Here is a 21,496-nt window from a genome sequence, read left to right as displayed (position 1 = left end):
AGTAGCGGCGCGGCGGGATGCAGGTCCCGCCCGCGCCGGAATCAATCCTCCGCCGGCGCCGGCGCGCCCCGGCAACTGCGCCGCCGCTCCGACTCGGCCATGGCCGCCAGGCAGGCCTCAGCGTCTCCCGCCACCAGCTTGGCCGAGCAGGCCAGCATCAGGTTCTTGCTCAGGCCGAAGTCCTCCACCACGAAGCCACGCGCATCGAGCCGTTCGCCCTTGCCGTGCGTTTCATCGGCGGCAACGGCCACGCGGTCCAGCAACGTGCCGCGGTCGCTGCTGTAGCCCCATACCGGCTTTTGCAGCGCGATCGCGAATCCCACCTCGAATGCCGTGCCCGAGTCCGGCTCGCCCGGCCCGCGGAAATCGTCCAGGTTGGCCATCACCATGTCGGCGCGGCGCAGCAGGTTGATGTTCGCCTCGTAGATCCAGCGCGCGGTGTCGGGGCCGCAAAGGCCGGCCGGGGCGGCTTTGTCGAGGGGATAGAGGCCAAGGAAGCCGTAATGGGCGCAGCGGGCCTTGAGGGCCTCGCCGTAGGCGATGGCGTCTTTGCGAAATACGTCGAAGCCGGCGAGATAGATGGTTTTCATTGACGTGGCGGGGTGGCGGACGTTGACGCCAGTGAGAATAGCGCATGTGTTTGACGTGATGGCTACAGCGTCCACTTCAAACCCAACGTCAACCTGAACCTGAACGGCAGGTCGCCGCCCTCGCCAGGCGGCGGCCTGCGTTCCTGCGTTCCCGTGCTCACGCGGGCGGCGAGCCATCCTTGAATGCGCCCTTGAGCATCTGCCGCAGTTCGGGGCCATCCTGGTGCTGGTGCACCTGCACCGCATGCTGGACCGCGACTTCGAGCAGTTCGTCTTCGGTGTCGGCGCTCAATGCCACCGTGCACTTCGACTCGCTCGGAAACTCGCGGCAATCGATATATTTGCGTCCCATCATTGCCTCCTGACGCGCGAGGGTGAGATGGCGCCGCCGGGGCGGCGGGCGCCTGATCCACCGCCTGATCCAGTATAGGACCGGCGCCGTGCGCGGGCGAGGCCTGTCAGCGCGTCAGAGTACCGGCGTGATCACCTTGCCGGTGCCAAGGAACGCATCGAGGTTGTCGAACACCAGCCCGGCCATGGCCGCGCGGGTTTCATGCGTGCCGCTGGCCACGTGCGGAGCCAGTACCGCGTTGTCCAGCGCGAACAGCGCCTCGGGCACTTCCGGCTCGGCGCGGAACACGTCCAGCCCGGCGCCGCCGAGGCGGCCGTCGCGCAGGGCCGCCACCAGCGCGTCTTCGTCCACCACGCTGCCGCGCGACACATTGACCAGGATGCCCTTGGGGCCCAGCGCCTCGATGATGTCGGCCGATACCAGCCCTTCGGTCTCGGGGCCGCCCACGCAGGTGACGGCCAGGAAATCCGCCCAGCCGGCCAGCGCCTTCAGGTCAGGCTCGTGGCGCCACGGCGCGCCGGCGCGCGCCCGGCGGTTGTGGTACGCGATATCCATGCCGAAGCCGGTGGCGCGCTGCGCCACTTTCTCGCCGATGCGACCCAGGCCCAGGATGCCGAGCTTCTTGCCGGAGACGCGGGTGGTCAGCGGGAAGTTGTCCTTGCCCCACTTGCCGGCGCGCACGAAGCGGTCGCCATGGGCGATGCCGCGGGCGGCGTCGAGCAGCAGGCCGAAAGCGAGGTCAGCCACGCAGTCGTTGAGCACGTCGGGCGTGTTGCTGACCTGGATGCCGCGCGCGCGGGCCGCGTCCAGCGCGATCGAGTCATAGCCGACCCCAAAGCTCACGATGGCTGCGAGCCTGGGCATGGCCGCGATGGCCTCGGCGGTAATGCCGTGGCGCGCCGATGTCACCGCCACGCGCGCCTGCTGCGCGTGCTCGCGCAGCCACGCCAGCGGCTCGGGCTGCTCCCACAGCGGCACGGCCTGGTACTGCTCGCGCAGGCGGGAATTGATCTGCGGCGCGAGCGGGCCGATCTGGATGAGCGTGGCTTGGGACATGGATGCGAGGCGAGGGGAAAAATGCAACGTTGGATGGTAGCGCAATCATAACGCGTCCGGAGCCGCGCCGCAGGGCAGCGCCCAGGCTCGGGAGTCAGGCGCTCTCGCGCTGGATGACATCGAACCCCAGGTCGATGATGCGCTCCCCCACTTCGCGCCCGTCGATGCGGGCCAGCAGGCACTCGGCAGCGGTGCGGCCAATGGCCGGGCCGTCGATGCGCACGGTCGACAACGCCGGGTAGGTATGTGCGGCAAAGTTGAGATCGCCAAAGCCCATCACCGCGAGCTGCTCCGGCACCTTCAGCCCGCGCGCGCAGGCTTCCGAGAGCGCGCCCTGCGCCAGCGTGTCCGAGCTGCAGAACACCACGTCCGGCTGCGCGCCGCCGTCGAGCAGCCGCGCCAGCCCCTCGCGGCCAAGCCCCAGGCTGGACGGCGCGGGCACGATGCTGCTCGGCACTTCCGTGATGCCGTGGCGGCCGAACGCGTCGAGAAAGCCCAGGCGGCGCGACTCAGCGCGCTGGTCGCTGGCCGACAGGATGGCCGGCTTGCGATAGCCGCGCGCATGCAGGAACTCGGCCACTGTCTGGCCCACCTTCTCGTGAGAGAAACCCACCAGCATGTCGATCGGCGTGGGCGTGATGTCCCAGGTTTCCACCACCGGCACGCGCGCGGCCAGCAGGCGCCGGCGCGTGTCGGCGGTGTGCGCGATGCCGGTCAGCACGATGCCGTCGGGGCGGCGCGAAAGGATGGCGGCCAGCAGGTCCTGCTCGCGCGTGGCGGCATAGCCGGACAGGCCCAGCATCATCTGGTAGCCCGCTTGCGAGAAGCGATCGGTCAGCGCCTGGATGGTGTCCGCAAAGATCGAGTTGGCGATGGTCGGCACGATGGCCGCGATCAGCCGGCTGCGCCGCGAGGCCAGGCCGCCGGCCAGCAAGTTGGGCACGTAGCCGGTGCGCTGGATGGCCTCCTGCACGCGCGCCACGGTGCCCGCCGAGACCAGCCCGGGCTGGTTGACCACGCGCGACACGGTGATCGGCGAGACGCCCGCGATCTTGGCCACGTCAGCCAGCGTGACGCTGCCGGTGGCGCGGCCGGCAGGGGCTGGCGTGGGCGCGGAACGAGGGGCGGTGCGAGGAGCGGTCGGCTTACGGGATGAGGCCATGAATGTGGTGAAGGAAGCGGAAAAAGCCGGCTGGGCGCAGGGCCGGCATGGGCGCCATGATAGCGCCCGCGCCGCGCCGCGGGCCGCGATGCGGGAGTGCGCGACGGGTTAACCCCGAGCACGCATGCGTTGTGGGCGACAAATGACAGCGCTATCATCTGCTGTCTTCGGCGCTGGAGAAGCAGGACGGCCGCCCGCCGGGGCCAGACAAGAAAAGCAGACGTCGCCACGACGCTACCGATCAGAGGAGACAGCCCATGCCCACGAACCCCGCCGGCAAGAAGCCGCAAGACCGGCCCCGCAAGCAGCCCGAGGAACTGCGCAGCCACCGCTGGTACGGCGCCAACGACCTGCGCGCCTTCGGCCACCGCTCGCGCACCGCGCAGATGGGCTACAGCCGCGCCGACTACGCCGGCAAGCCGGTTGTCGCCATCATCAACACCTGGAGCGACATCAACCCCTGCCACAGCCACTTCCGCCAGCGCGCCGAAGAGGTCAAGCGCGGCATCTGGCAGGCGGGCGGATTCCCGGTGGAAATGCCGGCAATGAGCCTGTCCGAGCCGTTCCAGAAGCCCACCACCATGCTCTACCGCAACTTGCTGGCGATGGAGACGGAGGAACTGCTGCGCTCCTACCCTGCCGATGGCTGCGTGCTGCTGGGCGGCTGCGACAAGACCACGCCTGCCCTGCTGATGGGTGCGCTGGCGATGGACCTGCCCACCCTCTTCGTGCCGGCCGGGCCGATGCTGCGCGGCAACTGGAACGGCGTGACGCTGGGCTCCGGCTCGGATACGTGGAAGTACTGGGCCGAGCTGCGCGCCGGCAATATCACCGAGCAGGACTGGCAGGGCATCGAAGACGGCATCGCGCGCTCGCCGGGGCATTGCATGACGATGGGCACGGCATCGACCATGACGGCCGTGGTGGAGGCCATCGGCATGTGCCTGTCCGGCGCCTCGTCGATCCCCGCGCCGGATTCGCGCCATGCGCAAATGGCCTCGCTGTCTGGCCGGCGCATCGTCGAGATGGTGTGGCAGGACCTGAAGCCATCGGAGATCGTCACGCCTGCCGCCATCGACAACGGCGTGCGCACCGCGCTGGCGCTGTCCGGCTCCACCAACGCCATCGTCCACCTGATCGCACTGGCGCGCCGCGCCGGCCATGCGCTATCGCTGGATCGCTACGACGAACTGGCACGCAGCACGCCGGTGCTGGCCAATATCCGTCCGTCGGGCCAGTACCTGATGGAAGACTTCTACTACGCCGGCGGCCTGCGCGCGATGCTCGCGCAGATGGGCGACCTGCTCGATACCGGCACGCTCACCGTCGATGGCCGCACGCTGGGAGAGAACCTGGCAGGCGCCCGCGTGTTCAACGACGACGTGATCCGCCCGCGCGACAAGCCGCTGGTAGCCAGCGACGGGCTGGCCGTGCTGCGCGGCAACCTCGCCCCGGACGGCGCCGTGATCAAGCCCCCGGCCGCGCAGCAGGACCTGCTGCGCCACACAGGGCGCGCCGTGGTGTTCCGCGACTACAACGACATGGCCGCCCGCATCGACGACCCGGCGCTGGACATCGATGCCACCTGCGTGATCGTGCTGCAGAACGCCGGCCCGCAAGGCGCACCCGGCATGCCGGAATGGGGCCAGTTGCCGATTCCGCAGAAGCTGCTCAAGCAAGGCGTGCGCGACATGGTGCGCATCTCGGATGCACGCATGAGCGGCACCAGCTACGGCGCGTGCGTGCTGCACGTGGCACCGGAATCGTATGTGGGCGGCCCGCTCGCCTTCGTGCGCGACGGCGACCTGATCGAGCTGGACGTGCCGGCCCGCAAGCTCAACCTGCTGATCAGCGACGACGAGATGGCGCGCCGCCGCGCCGCCTGGGTCGCGCCCGTGCCCAAGTTCGAGCGCGGCTACGGCAAGCTCTACCTGCGCCACGTCAGCCAGGCGGACAAGGGCTGCGACTTTGATTTCCTGGAACCGGTCGATGCCCCGGAGGACGGCGAGCCGGAGATCCACTAGCGCTTAACTAGCGTCCCACCATCGCCCCGCCATCGCTTCACCACCCCAATAAGAACCGAGGAGACCCCACCCCATGAAACGCCAAGCCCTTGCGCTGCTGGCCGCCGCGGCGACCCTGGCTGCCGCCGCCCTCCCGCTGAGCGCATCCGCCCAGGCCAGCTGGCCCAGCAAGCCCATCACCTACGTGGTGCCGTTCCCGCCCGGGGGCACCACCGACACCCTGGCGCGCCTGATCGGCCAGCGCCTGGGCCAGGCGCTCGGCACCACCGTGGTGGTGGAGAACCGCCCCGGCGCCGGCGGCAATATCGGCTCCGACTACGCCTCCAAGGCCGCGCCAGATGGCTACACCATCCTCGGCGGCACCATCAGCTCGCACGCGATCAATGCCAGCCTGTACCCGAAGATGCCGTACGACGTGGTCAAGTCCTTCGCCCCCATCACGCTGATCGGCACCAATGCCAATGTGCTGGTAGTCAGCGCCGGCAGCCCGTTCAAGACGGTGAAGGACATCGTGGCCGAAGCCAAGGCCAAGCCGGATACGCTCGCCTTCGCATCCGCCGGCAACGGCACCTCGCAGCACCTGGCCGGTGAGTTGTTCAAGAGCCTGGCCGGCATCAAGATCACACACATTCCCTACAAGGGCAGCGGCCCGGCGATCCAGGACGTGATGGCGGGGCAGGTGCCGATGATGTTCGACACGACCGTGGTGGCCGCCCAGCATATCGACTCGGGCAAGCTGCGGGCGCTGGCCGTGACTTCCGCCAGGCGCATCAAGAGCATGCCGAATGTGCCGACGATGGCCGAAGCCGGCGTCAGTGGCTACGAGCTGGAATCCTGGCAAGCGATCTTTGCGCCGGCAAATACGCCCAAGCCGATCGTGGACCGCTTGTACAAGGAGATCTCAGCGATCATCAAGACGCCGGATATGCAGGCGCGGCTGGAGAAGCTGGGCATGGAGCCGTCGGGGATGTCGCCCGGGGAGTTTGCGGAGTTCCAGCGCAGCGAGATCGTGAAGTGGGCGAAGGTGGTTAAGGCTGCGGATATCAGGATTGATTGAACTGGTAGCGGAGTGGCCCGCTGACGCGGGGGTGTCGCTTGTGGGCGGGGTTTTACGGCTTCTAGCTGCTGGCGCGGCTGTACGGTGTTGGCTGTTTTAGAACGTGTGAGATGTCACTTCTCTTTACTCGTAAAGAGAAGTAACCAAGAGAAAGCGATCCTTGCAGGAGGCTGGCTTATTGGGATTGCGCAGCCCGGTGGTTTCGCCGTCAGGCCCCGGGTGCTAATGGCCTCGTGCCGTTACCGGTTTGAGTGGCCACGATCCTGCGGATGGCGCTGGTTTCGTGGTGAGGCTGCTCGGTAGCGGCATCCCTGCGCATTCATCCATCTGCCGGTACCGGTGCAAAGTTTCACGATATATCACGCCGTGATGGTTTCGTGGTGGGGTGGGCGCGGTGGAAGGATTTTTCGGCCTATCAATCCGGTGCCACCGCGCCCACGACGGAAACGGGACGCTTGCAACTTCGTGGCCGGTCACCCCGCGAGCGACAGACGGCTTGAAGTTCGTGGTGGCCGCTACCGGGGGGACCACCACGAAACCCTGGGCATTGGCTGGGTCGTGGTGCTCTGAACCGGTAACGGCACGAGGCCATTAGCACCCGGGGCCGTACGACGAAACCATTGGGATCCCCAACGACGCCACGCCAGCCTCCTGCAAGGATCGCTTTCTCTTGGTTACTTCTCTTTACGAGTAAAGAGAAGTGACATCTCACACGTTCTAAAACGGCCAACACCGTACAGCCGCGACAGCAGCTAGAAGCCGTAAAACCCCGCCCACAAGCGACACCCCCGCGTCAGCGGGCTACAGCCTCCAACGCCCCATCCGCCCCAGCTCAAAGACTCATTGAATCAAGGACTCAAAGCCGGATGCTTCAACGCATGCGCAGTCTCCGCCAGATGCGCGCGAAAACTCCCCTCATCCCGCTTCAACCCCAACTCACCATACCGATAGGCCATCGCCAGCGCCTGGATCGATTCCGGATGCTCGCGCTCGGCCGCGGCCTCGTACCACGCTACCGCGCGGGCCTCGTCGCGCGGCACGCCTGCACCTTCACGATAGGCATTGGCCAGCATGAACATCGCCTGCGGCACGCCGGCATCGGCGGCCAGCTCGAACCAGCGCGCGGCCGCGGCCGGGTCCGGCGCGCGGCCATAGCCGCCGCGGTGCAGCAAGCCGAGGTAGTACGCAGCCCCGGTATCGCCCGCCGCGGCGGCCAGCTCGAAGTGGTGCCAGGCCGCCTCAGCGTTGGGCGCGCGCTGCGCCTCGCCGAGGAAAGCCGCCTTGCCCAGCACAAAATGCGCGCGCGCATCGCCCGCCCCGGCGGCCTGCTTCAGCCAGTCCCGGCCTTCGGCATGCGCCGCCGCATCCCCGCTTGCCCACAACGCTTCGCCAAGCGAGGCCTGGGCCGCGCCCTCCCCCGCCCGCGCCGCCTGGCGCAGCGCCGCGAGCGCCTCTTCGTCGCCGGCCGAGCCGGCCCGCGTCTGCCACTGGGCAAGCTGCGCGTGGCGCGCGCTGGCATGCTCGCGCCACGCCGATGCCCCGCCCACGCAGCCGGCCGCCACCGCGACCGCCACCAGCGCCGCAGCGATGACCGGATGCAGGCGGCGCTGACGCCCGTGGCGACGCACAGGCGCACCGCATGCCGGCGCCGTCGTTCCCTTCATTGGCGTATTCGTTGCCGTGCTCATTGCCGTGGTCATTGCCGCCTTACTGGTTGAGGTCGACGCTGTATAGCGACAGGTTCTTGGTGGTGTCGTAGCTCGCCTGCTCCAGCGCGATATTGGCCAGGCCTGCGGCTTGCGCCTGCGCCAGCTGGCCTGGCGCGGAAGCAAACACCACCTTGCCGGCCGTGGCCACCTTGGTGAAGCGCCAGCTGCGCGCGCCGCCGTTGATGGCGCGCGTGATGGCGCCGGCCTTCTTGATGTAGGCGATCAGCACATCGCGGCTGGCGTCCGGCGAGGCGTAGACCGTCTTGCTGCCGTCCAGGCCGGGGAAATTGCCGCCGCCGCTGGCGCGGTAATTGTTGGTGGCCACGATGAACTGCTGGCTGGCGTCGAGCGGCACGCCCTTGTACGCGAGGTTCTTGATGCGGCTGCCCTCCGGCTGCGTCACGTCGATCTCGTACTGCAGGTCGGGCGAGGTGAACATGTCGAAGTTATAGCCGGGGAAGCTGCTGATGAGCGGCTGGTCGGCGGTCTTGGCCGGATCGATCAGGTTGAAGCGCTTGGCGGCGGTCTCCAGCCAGGCCTTGACGTCATTGCCGCTCACCTTCACCGCGTAGATGGTGTTGGGGTAGAGGTAGAGATCGGCTGCATTGTTGATGGCGAGGTTGCCGGACTGCACGTCGGTGTAGTCATTGCCCCCGCCAAAGCCGCTCTTGAACGGCGCGGAGACGGACAGCACCGGCAGCGCGGCCAGCGCCGGCAGGTTGGCGGCGATGTAGTCCTTCACGTAAGCCGCCTGCGCCTGGTTGACGATCTGGATCGCACCGGGATCGCCCACGTCGGCGAAGTACGTGCTCATGCGGTAGTCGGTGGTGCCGATCGGCGTCTTCACGTAGGCGATGGTGGCCTGGTGCTCCGCATCGACCGCGGCCGCCACGCTGGCATCGGCCGCCACATAGCTCTTGTCGGCATTCTGGATCGAGCGCGCCTGGACCGTGGTAGCGCTCTTGTCAACCACCCAGCGATTGCCGTCATGCGCGAGCTGCAACTTGATCACGCCGAGGCGGCGGCCCCAGTAGTCGGCCATCACGGTAGGCACGCCGTTGACCGTGCCGCGCACCTTGTCCACGCCCGGCAGGTTGAACTGCGCCACCGTGCTGGTGGCATCGGGGAAGACCTGGTGCGAGTGGCCGATCAGCATGGCGTCCACGCCGGCCACCTTGGACAGGTGCCAGCTGCCGTTCTCCATGGTGGGCGAGTACGCGGAGGCATCGAGCCCGCCGTGCGAGATCACCACCACCAGGTCGGCACCCTTGGCGCGCATCTCCGGCACGAACTTCTCGGCGGTTTCCTTCACGCCCTCGGTGTAGACCTTGCCGTCGAGCCAGCGCTTGTCCCAACTCATGATCGCGGGCGGCGTGAAACCGATGATGCCGACCTTGACCGGCACCGTGACGGTGTTGCCGTCGGGCCCGGTGGCGGTGATCTGGCGGGTGATGATGGTGTACGGCTGGAACAGCGGCGCGCGCGTGCGCACGCTGTACACGTTGGCCAGCACCTGCGGGAAGGCCGGCCCGGCGCACGGCGTCTGCACGGTCGGGTCGGGCAGGCCATCCACGTTGAAGCGGTTGCCCGTGACCTGGTTCAGATAGCCCAGGCCGTAGTTGAACTCGTGGTTGCCGATGCCGCCACCGTCGAACCTGGCCGCGTTCATCACCTTGTACATGGCCAGGGTCTCGCCGCACTTGAGCGGGTTGACCTGGGCCTGGTAATCGGCCAGCGCGGTGCCCTGGATCGTGTCGCCGTTGTCCAGCAGCAGGGTGTTGGGAAACTCGGCGCGCGCCTGCTTGATCAGGGTTGCCACGCGCTCGAAGCCGAAGGATTTGTCCTCGGCCAGCTTGAAGTAGTCGTAGCTGCGCACATTGGTGTGCAGGTCGGTGGTTTCCAGCAAGGCCAGTGTGGCCTTGGTGCCGGCCGAGACGCTATCGGCCTGCGGCGTGACACCCGTGCCCGTGCCGGGGCTGGCGGGGCTGTCATCGGAGCCGCAGGCGGCCAGCAGCACGGTGGCCACGATGGCGGCGCCCAGCGCGGCCACGGTGGGCACGGCGAGGATCGGGGACGAAGCGGGTGCGGCGCGCGCGGATAGAACGTCGGTCGGACAGCGGTGCATTTGTGGCTCCCTTCTTTCTTGTTGTGCCTGGAGCCGGACATTGTCCCGAGCGCAAATGGCAACAGAGTGACGCGCGCGTTACACCACCGTGACGGCGGGCCGCCGGCAGCAGGCGCACCCGCACGGCCCGCCGATATGCCCTGTCCTAACCCAATGTGCCATTGACGCCGCGTTATATACCGTCATATATTGCGCATTTGGCGGGCACATCTGGCGGGCACATTCCGGCCTGGCTCGCCTGCTATCCAACCCGCTTCCGGCCACCCGCGCCCCGCCATGTCCATGCTCCCGATTTCCGCTGCGTTGCCTGCCCAGTCCCGCCAGCCGCGCGCCGCCTCGCTGGCGGCCGGCCTGCTGCTGTCCGCCACCCTGGCGCTGTCCGCCCCGGCCGCCTTCGGCGCAGACCTGGTGGTCTCCGCCGCGGCCAGCCTGACCAATGCCTTCAAGTCGCTCGCCGAATCCTACGAACGCGTGCACCCCCAGACCAAGGTGATCCTCAACTTCGGCGCCTCCGACGTGCTGATGCAGCAGATCGTCAATGGCGCGCCGGCCGATGTGTTTGCCTCGGCCGACCAGGACGCGATGAACAAGGCCGTGGCCGAACGCGTGGTGCAGCCCGCGTCGCGCCGCGATTTCGCCGCCAACCAGCTCGCGCTGATCCTGCCGGCTGACAGCAAGCTGGAAGCGGGCAAGCTGCAGGACCTGACCCGCCCCGAGTTCAAGCGCGTGGCCTTCGGCAACCCGGCGTCGGTGCCGGTGGGCCGCTATACCAAGGGCGCGCTGGAAGCAGCGGGCGTGTGGGATGCGGTCTCGGCCAAGGGCGTGATGGCGCAAAACGTGCGCCAGAGCCTGGATTACGTGGCCCGTGGCGAAGTCGATGCCGGCTTCGTGTTCGCCACCGATGCGGCGATCATGCCGGACAAGGTCAAAGTGGCGCTGCGGGTACCGACGCGCCAGCCGGTCACGTATCCGATCGCCATCACCTCGCACTCCAAGCAGCCCGAGCAAGCCGCGGCATTCCTCGGCTACGTGACGTCACCGGAAGGGCAGGCGGTGCTGGCCAAGTATGGTTTTCTCAAGCCGTAATCCGTAGCCGTAGGCCGCAAGCCATAATCCCTGATCCTTGCCCGCGGCCCCGGCGCCCGGGCGCGCCGCCAACCTGAATCCACCTTGCCGCCTGCCTGGCTCCGCCGGCAGGCGTTTATGCTGATGACCTCCCTGGAAGCTGTCTGGGTCCCGCTGTCGCTGTCGCTCAAAGTCGCGGGCTGGGCCACTGTGCTCAACGCCGTGCTGGGCGTGGGCGCGGCCTTTGCACTGTCGCGCTGGCGATCGGCCGCGCGCGACGTGGTCGACGCCCTGCTCACGCTGCCGCTGGTGCTGCCACCGACCGTGCTCGGCTACTACCTGCTGGTGCTGGTCGGGCGCCGCGGCGTGTTCGGCGAGTGGCTCGGCCGGCTCGGCATCGAACTGGTCTTTACCTGGCAAGGCGCGGTGCTGGCCTCCACCATCGTGGCCTTCCCGCTGGTGCTGAAGTCGGCCCGCGCCGCCTTCGAAGGGGTTGACTCGCAGCTCGAGGACGCCGCGCGCGTGCTCGGCACGTCCGAGGCCGGCATCTTCTTTCGCGTGACGCTGCCGCAGGCGTCGCGCGGCATCATCGCCGGCGTGCTGCTGGCCTTTGCCCGCGCGCTGGGTGAGTTCGGCGCCACGCTGATGGTGGCGGGCAACCTGCCCGGGCGCACGCAAACGCTGTCGGTCGCCATCTACGAAGCCGTGCAGGCCGGCGACGACAACACCGCCAACGTGCTGGTGCTGGTCACTTCCCTCACCTGCGTGGTGCTGCTGGTGGCCGCCGGGCGGCTGGTGCCGCCCACCCGCAAAATGTACCGGTAGGCCGCCATGACCATGCAAGTCACCGTACGCAAGCAGCTTGGTTCCGCCGACCGCCGGTTCGGGCTGGATATCGCCTTCGATTCGCAAAGCAAGCGCATTGCGCTGTTTGGCCCCTCCGGCGCGGGCAAGAGCCTGACGCTGCGCGCCATCGCCGGATTGCTCACGCCGGACAGCGGCCGCATCGTGCTCAACGGCCGCACCCTGTTCGACAGTGAGACACATGTCAACGTGCGTCCGCAGGAGCGGCGCGTGGCCTACCTGTTCCAGGACTACGCCTTGTTCCCGCATCTGACGGTCGCGCAGAACATCGCCTTCGGGCTGGAGCGGGGCTGGCGCAACCCGCGCCGCAATACGCACCACCCGGAAGCGCAGCGCTGGATCGATGCGTTTGGCCTTGGCGCGATCACCGGCAACTATCCCGGCGAGATCTCTGGCGGCCAGAAACAACGCGCCGCGCTGGCGCGCGCGCTGGCGGCGCGGCCCGATATCGTGCTGCTGGACGAGCCGTTCTCCGCGCTGGACCCGGCGCTGCGCATACGCATGCGCGCCGAGCTGCGCGCGCTGCAAGCCAGCCTGGAAGTGCCCATGCTGGTGATTTCGCACGACCCCGACGACGTGGAGGCCCTCGGCGACCATGTGCTGGAAGTGCGCGAAGGCCGCATCTTTGGCGCCGCGCCCGTGAAGGGGCATCCGCAGGTGTACGCGCCCGTCTCGGCGCACGTGGTCTGAGGCGGGCTCAGTGAGGCCAACTCAGGCCCCGGCCGCGCGCAGCAGGTCGACGTAAGCGGTTTCGATTAATTGCCCTCGCGTTATGCCCAGCTTGCCAAGCAGCGCATGCGCCTCGGCAATGCCGGCCTGGGCCGGCTCGCCGTCGGCCAGCACCACCTCCAGCTCCAGGAAATCCCCCAGCCCCTCCACGCGGTCCAGATGCACGCGCGTGCGGCCCACCAGGAACAAGGTGCGCGCCTTGCGCACGCGCCCGCTCTCGCCCCACGCCGCCGCCAGTGCGGCGCGCAGGGAATCGGGCGCGGCCGTGGGCGAGAGGATGTAGTGGCTCTCCTTGGGCCCGGCCTGGTCGGCGCGCGCGTAGAAGATCAACTGGCCTTCGCCGGACGGAAAGACACGCAACTTGAGCCGCCCGTTGGGGCAGGCAAAGAAGGTGTCGTCCTGCAGGATCAGCTCGGGGCCATGGTCGGCCAGCGGCGCGACCCGTGGCAACAGCGCGTCCACGCTGGCGATACGCGCCTTGATTTCTATGTTGCTTGGCATGGTCGTCGGTAACTCGGGAATTCAGAAAATCAGGCAAACAGCAGCTTGGCGGCAATCATCCACATGGTGATGCCGATGACGATCTCCAGCACGCGCCAGGCTCAGCCCATGGTGCCCAGGATCACGCTCGACGCCTTGAAGATCGCCAGCGCGCGGCTGCCCTCGGCAAGCCCCAGCGCGCTCACGCTGTCGTTGGTGACAATGGCGACCACGGTGCCGCCGCCATCCAGTTCCAGCGCCACCTCGGCATTGACGGCGCCCGGCAGCACGCGGGTCACCTTGCCAGGCAACTGGTTGCGCGCCGAAAGCCGCAGCCCGGGATCGGGCAGCCCCAGCAGGACCGAGGAAGCCTTGATCAGCGCGAAGGCTTCGGCGCCGGGTGCGAGGCCCAGCGTCTCCACGCTTTCGTGGGTGATGGTGGCGACCACATGCTGGCCGCCCGCGAGCGACAGCGTGACCTCGTCATTGACGGCGCCGCCGCGGATCGCAGCCACCTTGCCGAAGAGCTTGTTGCGTGCACTGGTCTTGATCATGAAACGCCGCATCAGGTGAAGGTCATCCTGCGCCGTCTCGCTGACGTTGCCGAGGCTGGCGAGGTGTTCGACAAAGAGCCGGTGCTCGTGCTCAAGCGCGCGGTAGGTGCGGATCAGGCTGGCGGCGCGCTCGGTCAGCACGGTGCCGCCGCCGCCCTTGCCGCCGGCGGCGCGCACCACCAGCGGCTCGCCCGCGCTGTTGTTCATGGCGTCGATGGCATCCCAGGCGCCCTTGTAGCTCAGCCCGACCGCCTTGGCGGCAGCGGTGATCGAGCCGTGCTCGCCGATCGCGGCCAGCAGGGCGATGCGCTCGCGCCCGCCCCAGTCCTGGGACCCTGAACGAAACCAGATCGCGCCGTCGAGTTCTAGCATGCGGGAATGGCGCTACCGCGTGGCAGCGCAGCAAAGTGGCAGAAGCCGCTTATCTTAATGCCAAAGCGCGGCGGCGCGCGGCAGCCGCCCGGCCTCAACTTGCCAGCGCATCAGCCCTGGTGAGCCGGGATATACCAGCGCATCATGCTGCCGGCGAAGTACTGGCGATCCAGCTGGCGCAGCAGGCGCCACGCCTTGAAAGCATCGATATCCAGGTCGACCCAGGCCCAAGGGTGGTTCGGATCGCCCTCGCGCATCAGTTCCACGGACGTCACCGGTGCGTAGGTCGCCAGCTTGTCGCGCAGCATCTGTTCGGTCACATCGCGGTGCAGGCCCCGGATGAGTACCTTCATGTCTTGCTCCCGATATGAGGCAGCGCGCACGTGGCGCTCAGCGCGTGCCTGCGTTGTCTAGCTCATTGTAGGCGGCCCGACGCGGGCCGTGGGCCACGCATCGCGCCCTCGGCGGCAGTCAGCCCATGATGTGCGCGCCGCCGTCCACGTACACGGTGTTGCCGGAAATCCGGCGCGCGTAGGGCGTCGCCAGGTAGGCGGTGGCAAAGCCCACGTCCATGATGTCGACCAGCTCGCCCAGCGGGGCGCGGCCCGCGGCATCCGCCAGCAACTGCTCGAAATCCTTGAGCCCGGACGCCGCGCGGGTCTTGAGCGGCCCCGGCGAAATGGCGTGCACGCGGATGCCGCTCGGGCCGAGTTCGTGCGCCAGGTAGCGGCAGGAGGCCTCCAGCGCCGCCTTGACCGGGCCCATCAGGTTGTAGTTCGGCACCACGCGGTTGGCGCCCTCGTAGCTCATGGCGAACAGGCTGCCGCCCGCGCGCATCAGGGGCACCGCGCGCCGCGCCAAGCGCACGAAGGAATGGCAGGACACGTCCATGGCCCGCGCGAAGCCGGCCGCCGATGCATGGAGCAGCCCGCCCTGCAAGTCGTCCTTGGGCGCGAAGGCCACCGAGTGCACCAGCACGTCGAGCTGGCCCCATTGCCGGGTGATCCGCTCGAACAGCGCCTGCTCCTGGCCCGCGTCCTCCACGTCGAGCGGCATCAGGATCGTCGCGCCCACCGATTCCGCCAGCGGCGCCACATGCGGGTAGGCCTTGTCGTTGAGATAGGTGATCGCGAGCTCGGCGCCAAGCTCGCGGAAGGCCCGCGCGCAGCCCCACGCGATGGAATCCGCGTTGGCCACGCCGACCACCAGCACGCGCGCGCCCAGCAATGGGGGATTGGGTACTTGCACCATGATGTCCCTCGCTTAATGAATGCGCGGCCCCGATGGCGCCGCCCGCCTGGTTTAGGTGCCTGTCTTGACGTTGCGCCGCGCCGAAGGCTTGACCGCCTTGAGAGGCTTGGCCACCTTGCCGGGCTTGGCCGCGCCGGCCACAGCCGTGCCTGCCTTGCGAACGCGTGCGCTGGCTTCCGGCGAAGCGGCTTTGCGCACCGTGCGCGGCGTTTCCACGGGTGTGGGCGCCAGGGGCGCCGCGGCGGCGGGCTGCGCGGTTTGCCGCGCGGTATGGTCGGTGCCCAGCGCGCGCGCCACCTCGCGGTAGCGCGCCAGGCGGGCGCCTTCGAGCGGCCCCACCACGGTCACGATGCGATGGATCGCCATCATGATGCGATGGCGCAGCGCGCTGTCCGGCACCAGCAGCGGCAGCGCGGCCACGGCCCGCCCGGCGTCCAGCCCCACGATCATGCTCTGCCGCCTGACCGCGGCCTTGACCGTGGCGATGTCCGGCTGCTGCTCCAGGTGCTCGCGCGCCATCTGCCGCATCAGGTTGAAAGGCCGCTCCTCGATGCTGGTGTTCTCGTCCGCCACAAAGCAAAGGATGCGCATAAAGGCATCGAGCGGCGTACCCTGCTCGATCCCCGCCTCGGCCTCATGGATGCGCCGCGCGGCCAGTTCCTGGCGCAGCGCAGCGCTCAGCGGCGGCGGGCCGCGCTTTTCGGCGCCAGGCGAGAAGCCCATCAGCGCGGACAGCCATGGCGACTGGTACAACGCCTCGAAGAGCTGCTCCTGGAAGGCGTCGCGCTGGTCGCGCCATGCGTCGAGCGTGCGCACGATGGTGTCGGACACCGCGCGCTCCAGCGTGACGAAGGGATTGTCCGGCGCCACCGGCTGGCGCGCCTCGCGCACCGACGGCGCCAGCGCGGCGATCCACGCCATCCACGGATTCGCGTCCGACGCCAGCGAGCGCTCCAGCCGCGCCGGGTGCATCTGCCGCATCGCGTAGGCGCTCAGCTCGTTGGATACGGCCTGCACCGCCGGCGAGGCGAAGGTGTCGTACAGGCGCTGATTGACTTCGGCCACGCGGCGCACCACCTCGAACGCACGCTCGTCGTCGCGGCCATCGTCCAGCGTGAGGATGTCGTCGATGGTCCTGCGCTCGAAGCGCATCAGGTAGCGGCCTTCGATCAGTTCCAGGTGCGAGGTGCCCGGCGCGATGTCTTCGATGCGCGCCTCGTACAGCCCCGGCGGCAGCACGTCGATCAGGTCCAGCGCCGAGAACAGCTCGGTGTGCTCGCGATTGGCCACGCCGGCCGAGACGAAGATGCCGAGGTGCCCGACCTTTTCATGCAGGCAGTAGACGATGACCTGGTCGTTGGCGACGATCTCGTCGACGCTGGCGTAGAGATCGGGAATCCAGTTCAGCGCCTGCTGCGGCGGCGTGATGTTGTCGCCCCAGGAAGCAAAGACCACGATCGGCGAGCGCACATTGCGCAGGTCCACCGCGACGCTGCCATCCGCGCTGCGCACCTCGCCGGCGGTGAGGTGGTTGCCAACGAACAGGTTCTGCACGATCCAGTCGATCTCGGCACGGTTGAGCAGGAAGTGCCCGCCCCACCAGCGCTCGAAGGCCAGGAAGCGCTCGCGCTCCGTATCCACCTGCGCATAGACGTCGTAGAGCTTTTTCCAGTACGTATTGGATGGATTGAGCTGCTCGAAATTCTGCACCAGCCAGGCCCCGTCAAAGCGGCCATTGCCGAGATCCGAAGTCAAGGACGACAGCCACGAGCCGCCCAGCAGCCCGCCGCTGTAGCGCATCGGGTTGCGCCCGCGCACGCCTGACCAGTAGGCCAGCGGCGAACCGGCCAGCAGGATGGGGCCGACCAGTTCCGGCGCGGCGGCTGCCAGCATCATCAGTGCCCAGCCGCCCTGGCAGTTGCCGATCACGAACGGCTTGCCCTGTGCTTGCGGATGACGCTCGGCCACGGTGAGCAGGAACAGCGCTTCGGCGCGCGCCACGCACTCGATGGTCTGGCCCGGGCAAGGCACCGGGAAAAAGGTGACGAAGTAGCAGGGATGGCCGCTGCGCAGCGCGATGCCGATCTCGCTGTCGATCTTGAAGCCGCCGATGCCGGGGCCATGCCCGGCGCGCGGATCGATCACCACGAAGGGCCGCTTGGTGTCGTCGGTGACGATGCCGGGCGGCGGCAGGATGCGCAGCAGCGCGTAGTTGGCGGGTTGCGCCAGCGTGCGCGCGTCGATCACCACCTCGTGCTCGAAGATCAGCACCGGCGGCATGCCCTCGCGCTCGTGCTCGAAGGTCTGGTTGCCGCGCTCGCGCAGGATGTCGAGCAACAGGATGGCGCGCTGCCAAGCGTCATGCGCGTAGGACCACGCATCGGACAAGAGCGGTGGCATGCCAGCGGCGGCGCTGCCGGCATGGATGGCGGGATCACGTGCGTTCACTCGGCTTCCCCTTCTACGTTCTACGGTGTGGCGCCGAAGGCAGTCGTTTCCAGGCGATCGCACGGAATTGCTGCCCTGCAGCACAGCACAATCTACCAGTCCGCATCGTGCTTGACAACCCGCTGCATGGGCGGATCCGGGGCCGGGATGACCTGGCGCAAGGTACACGCCAATGTCATCGTGCCGAAGGAAACATCGCCTATACTGGCCTTTGTTTTTGCGCGACGCAGCATGTCCGCGCGGTCGCACCGCAACCCCGACGCACCGGAACGCCGATGACCCACACGCCCGACAAGTACTCTGTCCTGCTGGCGCGCTGCCAGGATTTGCCCGCCATTCCCACCGCGGTGGCGCATCCCTGCGATGCTTCTTCGCTCGGCGGCGCGCTGCAGGCGGCCAGCCTGGGCCTGATCGTGCCGCTGCTGATCGGGCCCGAAGCGCGCATCCGCCAGGTGGCCGACGCCAACGCGCTGGACCTTGGCGACAGCGTGCTGATCGACGTGCCGCACAGCCATGCCGCCGCCGCGCGCGCCGTCGCGGCAATCCGCGCGGGCGAGGCCGAGCTGCTGATGAAGGGCAGCCTGCACACCGATGAGCTGCTGCACGAAGTCACCGCGTCCGCCACCGGCCTGCGCACGGGGCGGCGCCTTTCGCATGTGTTTGCGATGGACGTGCCGAGCTACCACAAGCCGCTGTTCATCACCGACGCCGCCGTCAATATCTTTCCCACGCTCAACGACAAGGCCGATATCTGCCGCAACGCGATCGACCTGCTGCGCGTGCTGGGCATCGAGTGCCCCAAGGTGGCCATCCTCTCAGCGGTGGAAACCGTGACCGACAAGATCCCCTCCACCATCGACGCGGCCGCGCTATGCATGATGAGCCGGCGCGGCCAGATCGAAGGCGGCATCCTCGACGGCCCGCTCGCGTTCGACAACGCGATCAGCCATGAAGCCGCGGTGACAAAGGGCATCGTCTCCGAGGTCGCGGGCGATCCCGATATCCTGCTCGTGCCCGACCTGGAAGCCGGCAACATGCTGGCCAAGCAGCTCACCTTCCTGGCCGGCGCCGAAGCCGCCGGCATCGTGCTGGGCGCGCGCGTGCCCATCATCCTCACCAGCCGCGCCGACAGCGTGCGCGCGCGCATCGGCAGTTGCGCGATTGCCGTGCTGCTGGCGCATGCGCGCCGCACTGGCCAGACGTCCAGCAAGATCTGAACGCGCCGGCGTCTCGGTCGCCGTCCCAGTCGCCGTCCCAGTCACAGTCAACGTCACAGTCAACGTCACAAGGAGGCTTGCCAGCGTGAGCGCCACCCATCCCACCATCCTCGTCGTCAATGCCGGCTCCTCCAGCGTCAAGGTCTCGGTGTACGCCGTGCCCGAGGCCGCGCACGCCAATGCCGACATCAACCCGGTGCTCAGCGCGCACGGGCAGATCGAAGGCATCGGCGTGTCGCCGCGACTGACCGCCAGCATGGCGGACAGCCGCATCGTCGCGGACGAACGCTTTCCGGTGGCGCAGGTGGCCGATCACGACGCAGCCTTCCGCCTGATCCGGCTGGTGCTCAGCATCGGCCTGCGCGATGCGCCGCCGGTGGCGATCGGCCATCGCGTGGTGCATGGCGGCGCGGATTTCTCCGCCGCCGTGAAGATCGACGACGACGTCATTGCCAAGCTGGAAGCATTGATCCCGCTGGCGCCGCTGCACCAGCCGCACAACCTCACGGCGATCCGCGCGGTGCGCGCCGCCGCGCCGGCGCTGCTGCAGGTCGCCTGCTTCGACACCGCCTTTCACGCCGGGCACGACCCGCTGGCGCAACTGCTGGCGCTGCCTTACGAATACTTCGAACGCGGCATCCGCCGTTACGGCTTTCACGGCCTGTCCTATGAGTACATCGCGCGCCGCCTGCAGCAGATCGCGCCCGACCTGGCACAGGGCCGCGTGATCGTGGCGCACCTGGGCAACGGCGCCAGCCTGTGCGCCATGCGCGACGGGCGCAGCGTGGAATCCACCATGGGCCTGACCGCGCTCGACGGCCTGCCGATGGGCACGCGCTGCGGCGCCATCGATGCCGGCGCCATCCTGTGGCTGTCGCAGCAAGGCATGAGCACCAAGGATATCGAGACGATGCTGTACCAGGAGTCAGGGCTGAAGGGACTGTCCGGCGTCAGCAGCGACATGCGCGCCCTGCTGGCCAGCGACGCGCCGCGCGCGCGCCTGGCGATCGATTTCTACGCCTATCGCGCGGCGCAGGAAATTGGCAAGCTGGCTGCCACGCTGGGCGGCCTGGATGCGCTGGTGTTCACCGCCGGCATCGGCGCCAACTCGCCGCCCGTGCGCGAAAAGATCTGCGCGCGGCTGGCAGAGCTGTTCGGCATCAGCCTGGACGCGGGCGCCAACAACGAAAACCGCCAGCGCATCAGCCGCGACAACAGCCGCGTGCCGGTCCTGGTACTGCCTACCGACGAGGAAGGCATGATCGCGCTGAATACCGCACGCATCATGATGGAGCAGAACGCGCTAGCGTAGTGCTCCCGAGACGCTAGCGCTAGCGCGCGAACGGCCTGCGTTTGCAATGCGGATTCGGCGCGCCCCGCCCCCGCATTGTTCTCCCCCTCCATCGACGTCAATTACTGGTTCCGCTCCGTGATGACGAGCGGGATGCGCATTTCGCCAACCGTCATGACCGCCTGCAGCGGCAGGGCCGAAGCCGGCAACGACGTCGCCGTGAACGCGCGCGATGGCGACGCGAAGCGCAGCCATGCCGGCAAGGCCGTTCCGTCCATTTGCGTCACCCTCACCTCGGCACCATTCGCGGCGCCAGGAATTGCCTGCGCGGGCAACGCAAACCGGAAGTGACTGCCTGGCCTGGCCATATCCTTTGGCACCGACACTGCAATGAGGTCCGACGGATTGCCAGTTGCCTTCAGGCTCACCGTGACCGTGATGCCATGCGGATCGTCGGCAGGCGCCCTCGAACCTGCGGCGGCGGTCGATGCGTCACCACCGCTGACGTTGCCGCCGGATGAGCCGCTGCTGCCTGACGACGAGGTGCCGCCGCTCGAGGAGCTCGAACCACCGTTCGATGTGTCGCCGCCGCTGGAACTACCGCCGGACGAGCCGCTGCCGCTCGAGGACGACGAGCTACCGCTCGACGAACCCGAACCACCGCCCGACGTATCGCTACCGCTGGAGCTACCGCCGGACGAACCGCTGCTATTCGACGACAACGACGAGCCGCTACCACTCGACGACGAAGAGCCGCCGCTCGACGAACCCGAACCACCGTTCGACGTACCACCACCACTGGAGCTACCGCCGGACGTGCCGCTGCCACTCGACGACGAGGAGCTGCCGCTCGGCGAGCTCGAAGCACCGCTCGACGTATCGCCACCGCTGGAGCTACCGCCGGAAGAGCCACTGCCGCTCGACAACGAGGAGCCGCCGCTCGACGAACTACCGCTCGATGAGCCCGCGCCATCGCTCGTGTTGCCGCCGGAGCTACCGCTGGAAGAACCACTGTTGCCGGACGATGAACCACTACCCGACGAGCCACCACCACTCGATGAGCCCGCGCCGTCGCTCGTGTTGCCGCCGGAGCTACCGCTGGACGAGTCACTGTTGCCGGACGAAGAGCCGCTACCCGACGATCCGTTGC

19 protein-coding genes and 1 pseudogene are annotated in these 21,496 nt (G+C 68.2%); 8 read left to right on the top strand and 12 right to left on the bottom strand.

All coding sequences use genetic code 11. From position 1 onward, the window contains the following. Positions 1–41: 41 nt before the first annotated feature. The 4 genes from AC1RQC_RS36660 to AC1RQC_RS36645 form a co-directional block, all read right to left on the bottom strand. Positions 42–590 (bottom strand): nucleoside 2-deoxyribosyltransferase, encoded by a 549-nt coding sequence (locus tag AC1RQC_RS36660; RefSeq protein ID WP_492375832.1) that lies wholly within the window; start codon positions 588–590, stop codon positions 42–44. Positions 591–747: 157 nt separating this feature from the next. Then, positions 748–942: a DUF1059 domain-containing protein gene (locus AC1RQC_RS36655; RefSeq protein ID WP_006160277.1), complete on the bottom strand. Its 195-nt coding sequence runs from the start codon at positions 940–942 to the stop codon at positions 748–750. 114 nt (positions 943–1,056) lie between these two features. Next, positions 1,057–1,998, bottom strand: coding sequence for a 2-hydroxyacid dehydrogenase (locus AC1RQC_RS36650; RefSeq protein ID WP_492375833.1), 942 nt, complete (start codon positions 1,996–1,998; stop codon positions 1,057–1,059). A gap of 94 nt (positions 1,999–2,092) precedes the next feature. Next, entirely contained in the window at positions 2,093–3,160 is a 1,068-nt protein-coding gene (locus AC1RQC_RS36645; RefSeq protein WP_492375834.1) for a LacI family DNA-binding transcriptional regulator, read from the bottom strand. A gap of 257 nt (positions 3,161–3,417) precedes the next feature. Here AC1RQC_RS36645 and araD point away from each other — a divergent pair, with 257 nt between their 5' ends. Then, a complete protein-coding gene (gene araD, locus AC1RQC_RS36640) occupies positions 3,418–5,184 on the top strand; it encodes an L-arabinonate dehydratase (protein ID WP_492375835.1) in 1,767 nt (588 codons plus the stop codon). A 73-nt stretch (positions 5,185–5,257) separates the two neighbouring features. After that, positions 5,258–6,241: a tripartite tricarboxylate transporter substrate binding protein gene (locus tag AC1RQC_RS36635; protein ID WP_416047749.1), complete on the top strand. Its 984-nt coding sequence runs from the start codon at positions 5,258–5,260 to the stop codon at positions 6,239–6,241. An 848-nt stretch (positions 6,242–7,089) separates the two neighbouring features. On the opposite strand, the gene AC1RQC_RS36630 is transcribed toward AC1RQC_RS36635, so the two are convergent. Together AC1RQC_RS36630 and AC1RQC_RS36625 are read right to left on the bottom strand one after the other, a co-directional pair. After that, entirely contained in the window at positions 7,090–7,905 is an 816-nt protein-coding gene (locus AC1RQC_RS36630; protein ID WP_492886365.1) for a tetratricopeptide repeat protein, read from the bottom strand. Positions 7,906–7,948: 43 nt separating this feature from the next. Beyond that, entirely contained in the window at positions 7,949–10,075 is a 2,127-nt protein-coding gene (locus AC1RQC_RS36625) for a bifunctional 2',3'-cyclic-nucleotide 2'-phosphodiesterase/3'-nucleotidase (RefSeq protein WP_492375306.1), read from the bottom strand. A 282-nt stretch (positions 10,076–10,357) separates the two neighbouring features. Between AC1RQC_RS36625 and modA the strand changes: the two genes are divergently transcribed. From modA to AC1RQC_RS36610, 3 genes are all read left to right on the top strand, one after another. Further along, the gene (gene modA / locus AC1RQC_RS36620) at positions 10,358–11,161 is read left to right on the top strand and encodes a molybdate ABC transporter substrate-binding protein (protein ID WP_492375311.1); all 804 of its coding nucleotides are present in this window, start codon (positions 10,358–10,360) and stop codon (positions 11,159–11,161) included. Between the two features lie 132 nt (positions 11,162–11,293). Further along, positions 11,294–11,965 carry a molybdate ABC transporter permease subunit gene (gene modB, locus AC1RQC_RS36615; protein ID WP_492375310.1) on the top strand — a complete coding sequence of 224 codons (672 nt, stop codon included), beginning with the start codon at positions 11,294–11,296 and terminating at the stop codon, positions 11,963–11,965. 6 nt (positions 11,966–11,971) lie between these two features. Beyond that, positions 11,972–12,694, top strand: coding sequence for an ATP-binding cassette domain-containing protein (locus tag AC1RQC_RS36610; protein WP_492375305.1), 723 nt, complete (start codon positions 11,972–11,974; stop codon positions 12,692–12,694). A 21-nt stretch (positions 12,695–12,715) separates the two neighbouring features. Here AC1RQC_RS36610 and AC1RQC_RS36605 read toward each other — a convergent pair whose 3' ends face one another. The 5 genes from AC1RQC_RS36605 to AC1RQC_RS36585 form a co-directional block, all read right to left on the bottom strand. Further along, the gene (locus AC1RQC_RS36605; protein ID WP_492375304.1) at positions 12,716–13,234 is read right to left on the bottom strand and encodes a class IV adenylate cyclase; all 519 of its coding nucleotides are present in this window, start codon (positions 13,232–13,234) and stop codon (positions 12,716–12,718) included. A 101-nt stretch (positions 13,235–13,335) separates the two neighbouring features. Next, entirely contained in the window at positions 13,336–14,139 is an 804-nt protein-coding gene (locus AC1RQC_RS36600) for a TOBE domain-containing protein (RefSeq protein ID WP_492375303.1), read from the bottom strand. Positions 14,140–14,249: 110 nt separating this feature from the next. After that, positions 14,250–14,492, bottom strand: a complete 243-nt coding sequence (locus AC1RQC_RS36595; protein WP_150988598.1) for an RNA recognition motif domain-containing protein — start codon at positions 14,490–14,492, stop codon at positions 14,250–14,252. Between the two features lie 118 nt (positions 14,493–14,610). Continuing rightward, the gene (fabI, locus tag AC1RQC_RS36590; protein ID WP_492375302.1) at positions 14,611–15,390 is read right to left on the bottom strand and encodes an enoyl-ACP reductase FabI; all 780 of its coding nucleotides are present in this window, start codon (positions 15,388–15,390) and stop codon (positions 14,611–14,613) included. Between the two features lie 51 nt (positions 15,391–15,441). Next, positions 15,442–17,790, bottom strand: coding sequence for a DUF3141 domain-containing protein (locus tag AC1RQC_RS36585; RefSeq protein ID WP_492375309.1), 2,349 nt, complete (start codon positions 17,788–17,790; stop codon positions 15,442–15,444). A gap of 323 nt (positions 17,791–18,113) precedes the next feature. Between AC1RQC_RS36585 and AC1RQC_RS36580 the strand changes: the two genes are divergently transcribed. Next, complete coding sequence (locus tag AC1RQC_RS36580) at positions 18,114–19,055, top strand: phosphate acetyltransferase (RefSeq protein WP_492375301.1); 942 nt, start codon at positions 18,114–18,116, stop codon at positions 19,053–19,055. 85 nt (positions 19,056–19,140) lie between these two features. Further along, positions 19,141–20,367 (top strand): acetate/propionate family kinase, encoded by a 1,227-nt coding sequence (locus AC1RQC_RS36575; protein WP_492828043.1) that lies wholly within the window; start codon positions 19,141–19,143, stop codon positions 20,365–20,367. Between the two features lie 101 nt (positions 20,368–20,468). On the opposite strand, the gene AC1RQC_RS36570 is transcribed toward AC1RQC_RS36575, so the two are convergent. Continuing rightward, positions 20,469–20,624: a hypothetical protein gene (locus tag AC1RQC_RS36570; RefSeq protein WP_492387226.1), complete on the bottom strand. Its 156-nt coding sequence runs from the start codon at positions 20,622–20,624 to the stop codon at positions 20,469–20,471. 112 nt (positions 20,625–20,736) lie between these two features. Between AC1RQC_RS36570 and AC1RQC_RS36565 the strand changes: the two are divergent. Then, a pseudogene (locus AC1RQC_RS36565) lies at positions 20,737–21,496 on the top strand (hypothetical protein); the annotation flags it as partial.

It is taken from the genome of Cupriavidus sp. GW822-FHT03E04 (genome assembly GCF_058801495.1).
This window is presented reverse-complemented; position numbering and strand designations above follow the sequence as displayed.

What these genes read in the sequence shown, in the direction of transcription:
- AC1RQC_RS36570 (WP_492387226.1), bottom strand. Translation starts at nt 20,624, where the DNA reads ATGGACGGAACGGCCTTGCCGGCATGGCTGCGCTTCGCGTCGCCATCG.
- AC1RQC_RS36600 (WP_492375303.1), bottom strand. Translation starts at nt 14,139, where the DNA reads ATGCTAGAACTCGACGGCGCGATCTGGTTTCGTTCAGGGTCCCAGGAC.
- fabI (WP_492375302.1), bottom strand. Translation starts at nt 15,390, where the DNA reads ATGGTGCAAGTACCCAATCCCCCATTGCTGGGCGCGCGCGTGCTGGTG.
- araD (WP_492375835.1), top strand. Translation starts at nt 3,418, where the DNA reads ATGCCCACGAACCCCGCCGGCAAGAAGCCGCAAGACCGGCCCCGCAAG.
- modA (WP_492375311.1), top strand. Translation starts at nt 10,358, where the DNA reads ATGCTCCCGATTTCCGCTGCGTTGCCTGCCCAGTCCCGCCAGCCGCGC.
- AC1RQC_RS36580 (WP_492375301.1), top strand. Translation starts at nt 18,114, where the DNA reads ATGACCCACACGCCCGACAAGTACTCTGTCCTGCTGGCGCGCTGCCAG.
- AC1RQC_RS36635 (WP_416047749.1), top strand. Translation starts at nt 5,258, where the DNA reads ATGAAACGCCAAGCCCTTGCGCTGCTGGCCGCCGCGGCGACCCTGGCT.
- AC1RQC_RS36645 (WP_492375834.1), bottom strand. Translation starts at nt 3,160, where the DNA reads ATGGCCTCATCCCGTAAGCCGACCGCTCCTCGCACCGCCCCTCGTTCC.
- AC1RQC_RS36605 (WP_492375304.1), bottom strand. Translation starts at nt 13,234, where the DNA reads ATGCCAAGCAACATAGAAATCAAGGCGCGTATCGCCAGCGTGGACGCG.
- AC1RQC_RS36625 (WP_492375306.1), bottom strand. Translation starts at nt 10,075, where the DNA reads ATGCACCGCTGTCCGACCGACGTTCTATCCGCGCGCGCCGCACCCGCT.
- AC1RQC_RS36650 (WP_492375833.1), bottom strand. Translation starts at nt 1,998, where the DNA reads ATGTCCCAAGCCACGCTCATCCAGATCGGCCCGCTCGCGCCGCAGATC.
- AC1RQC_RS36655 (WP_006160277.1), bottom strand. Translation starts at nt 942, where the DNA reads ATGGGACGCAAATATATCGATTGCCGCGAGTTTCCGAGCGAGTCGAAG.
- AC1RQC_RS36660 (WP_492375832.1), bottom strand. Translation starts at nt 590, where the DNA reads ATGAAAACCATCTATCTCGCCGGCTTCGACGTATTTCGCAAAGACGCC.
- AC1RQC_RS36595 (WP_150988598.1), bottom strand. Translation starts at nt 14,492, where the DNA reads ATGAAGGTACTCATCCGGGGCCTGCACCGCGATGTGACCGAACAGATG.
- AC1RQC_RS36585 (WP_492375309.1), bottom strand. Translation starts at nt 17,790, where the DNA reads ATGCCACCGCTCTTGTCCGATGCGTGGTCCTACGCGCATGACGCTTGG.
- AC1RQC_RS36610 (WP_492375305.1), top strand. Translation starts at nt 11,972, where the DNA reads ATGACCATGCAAGTCACCGTACGCAAGCAGCTTGGTTCCGCCGACCGC.
- AC1RQC_RS36630 (WP_492886365.1), bottom strand. Translation starts at nt 7,905, where the DNA reads ATGAAGGGAACGACGGCGCCGGCATGCGGTGCGCCTGTGCGTCGCCAC.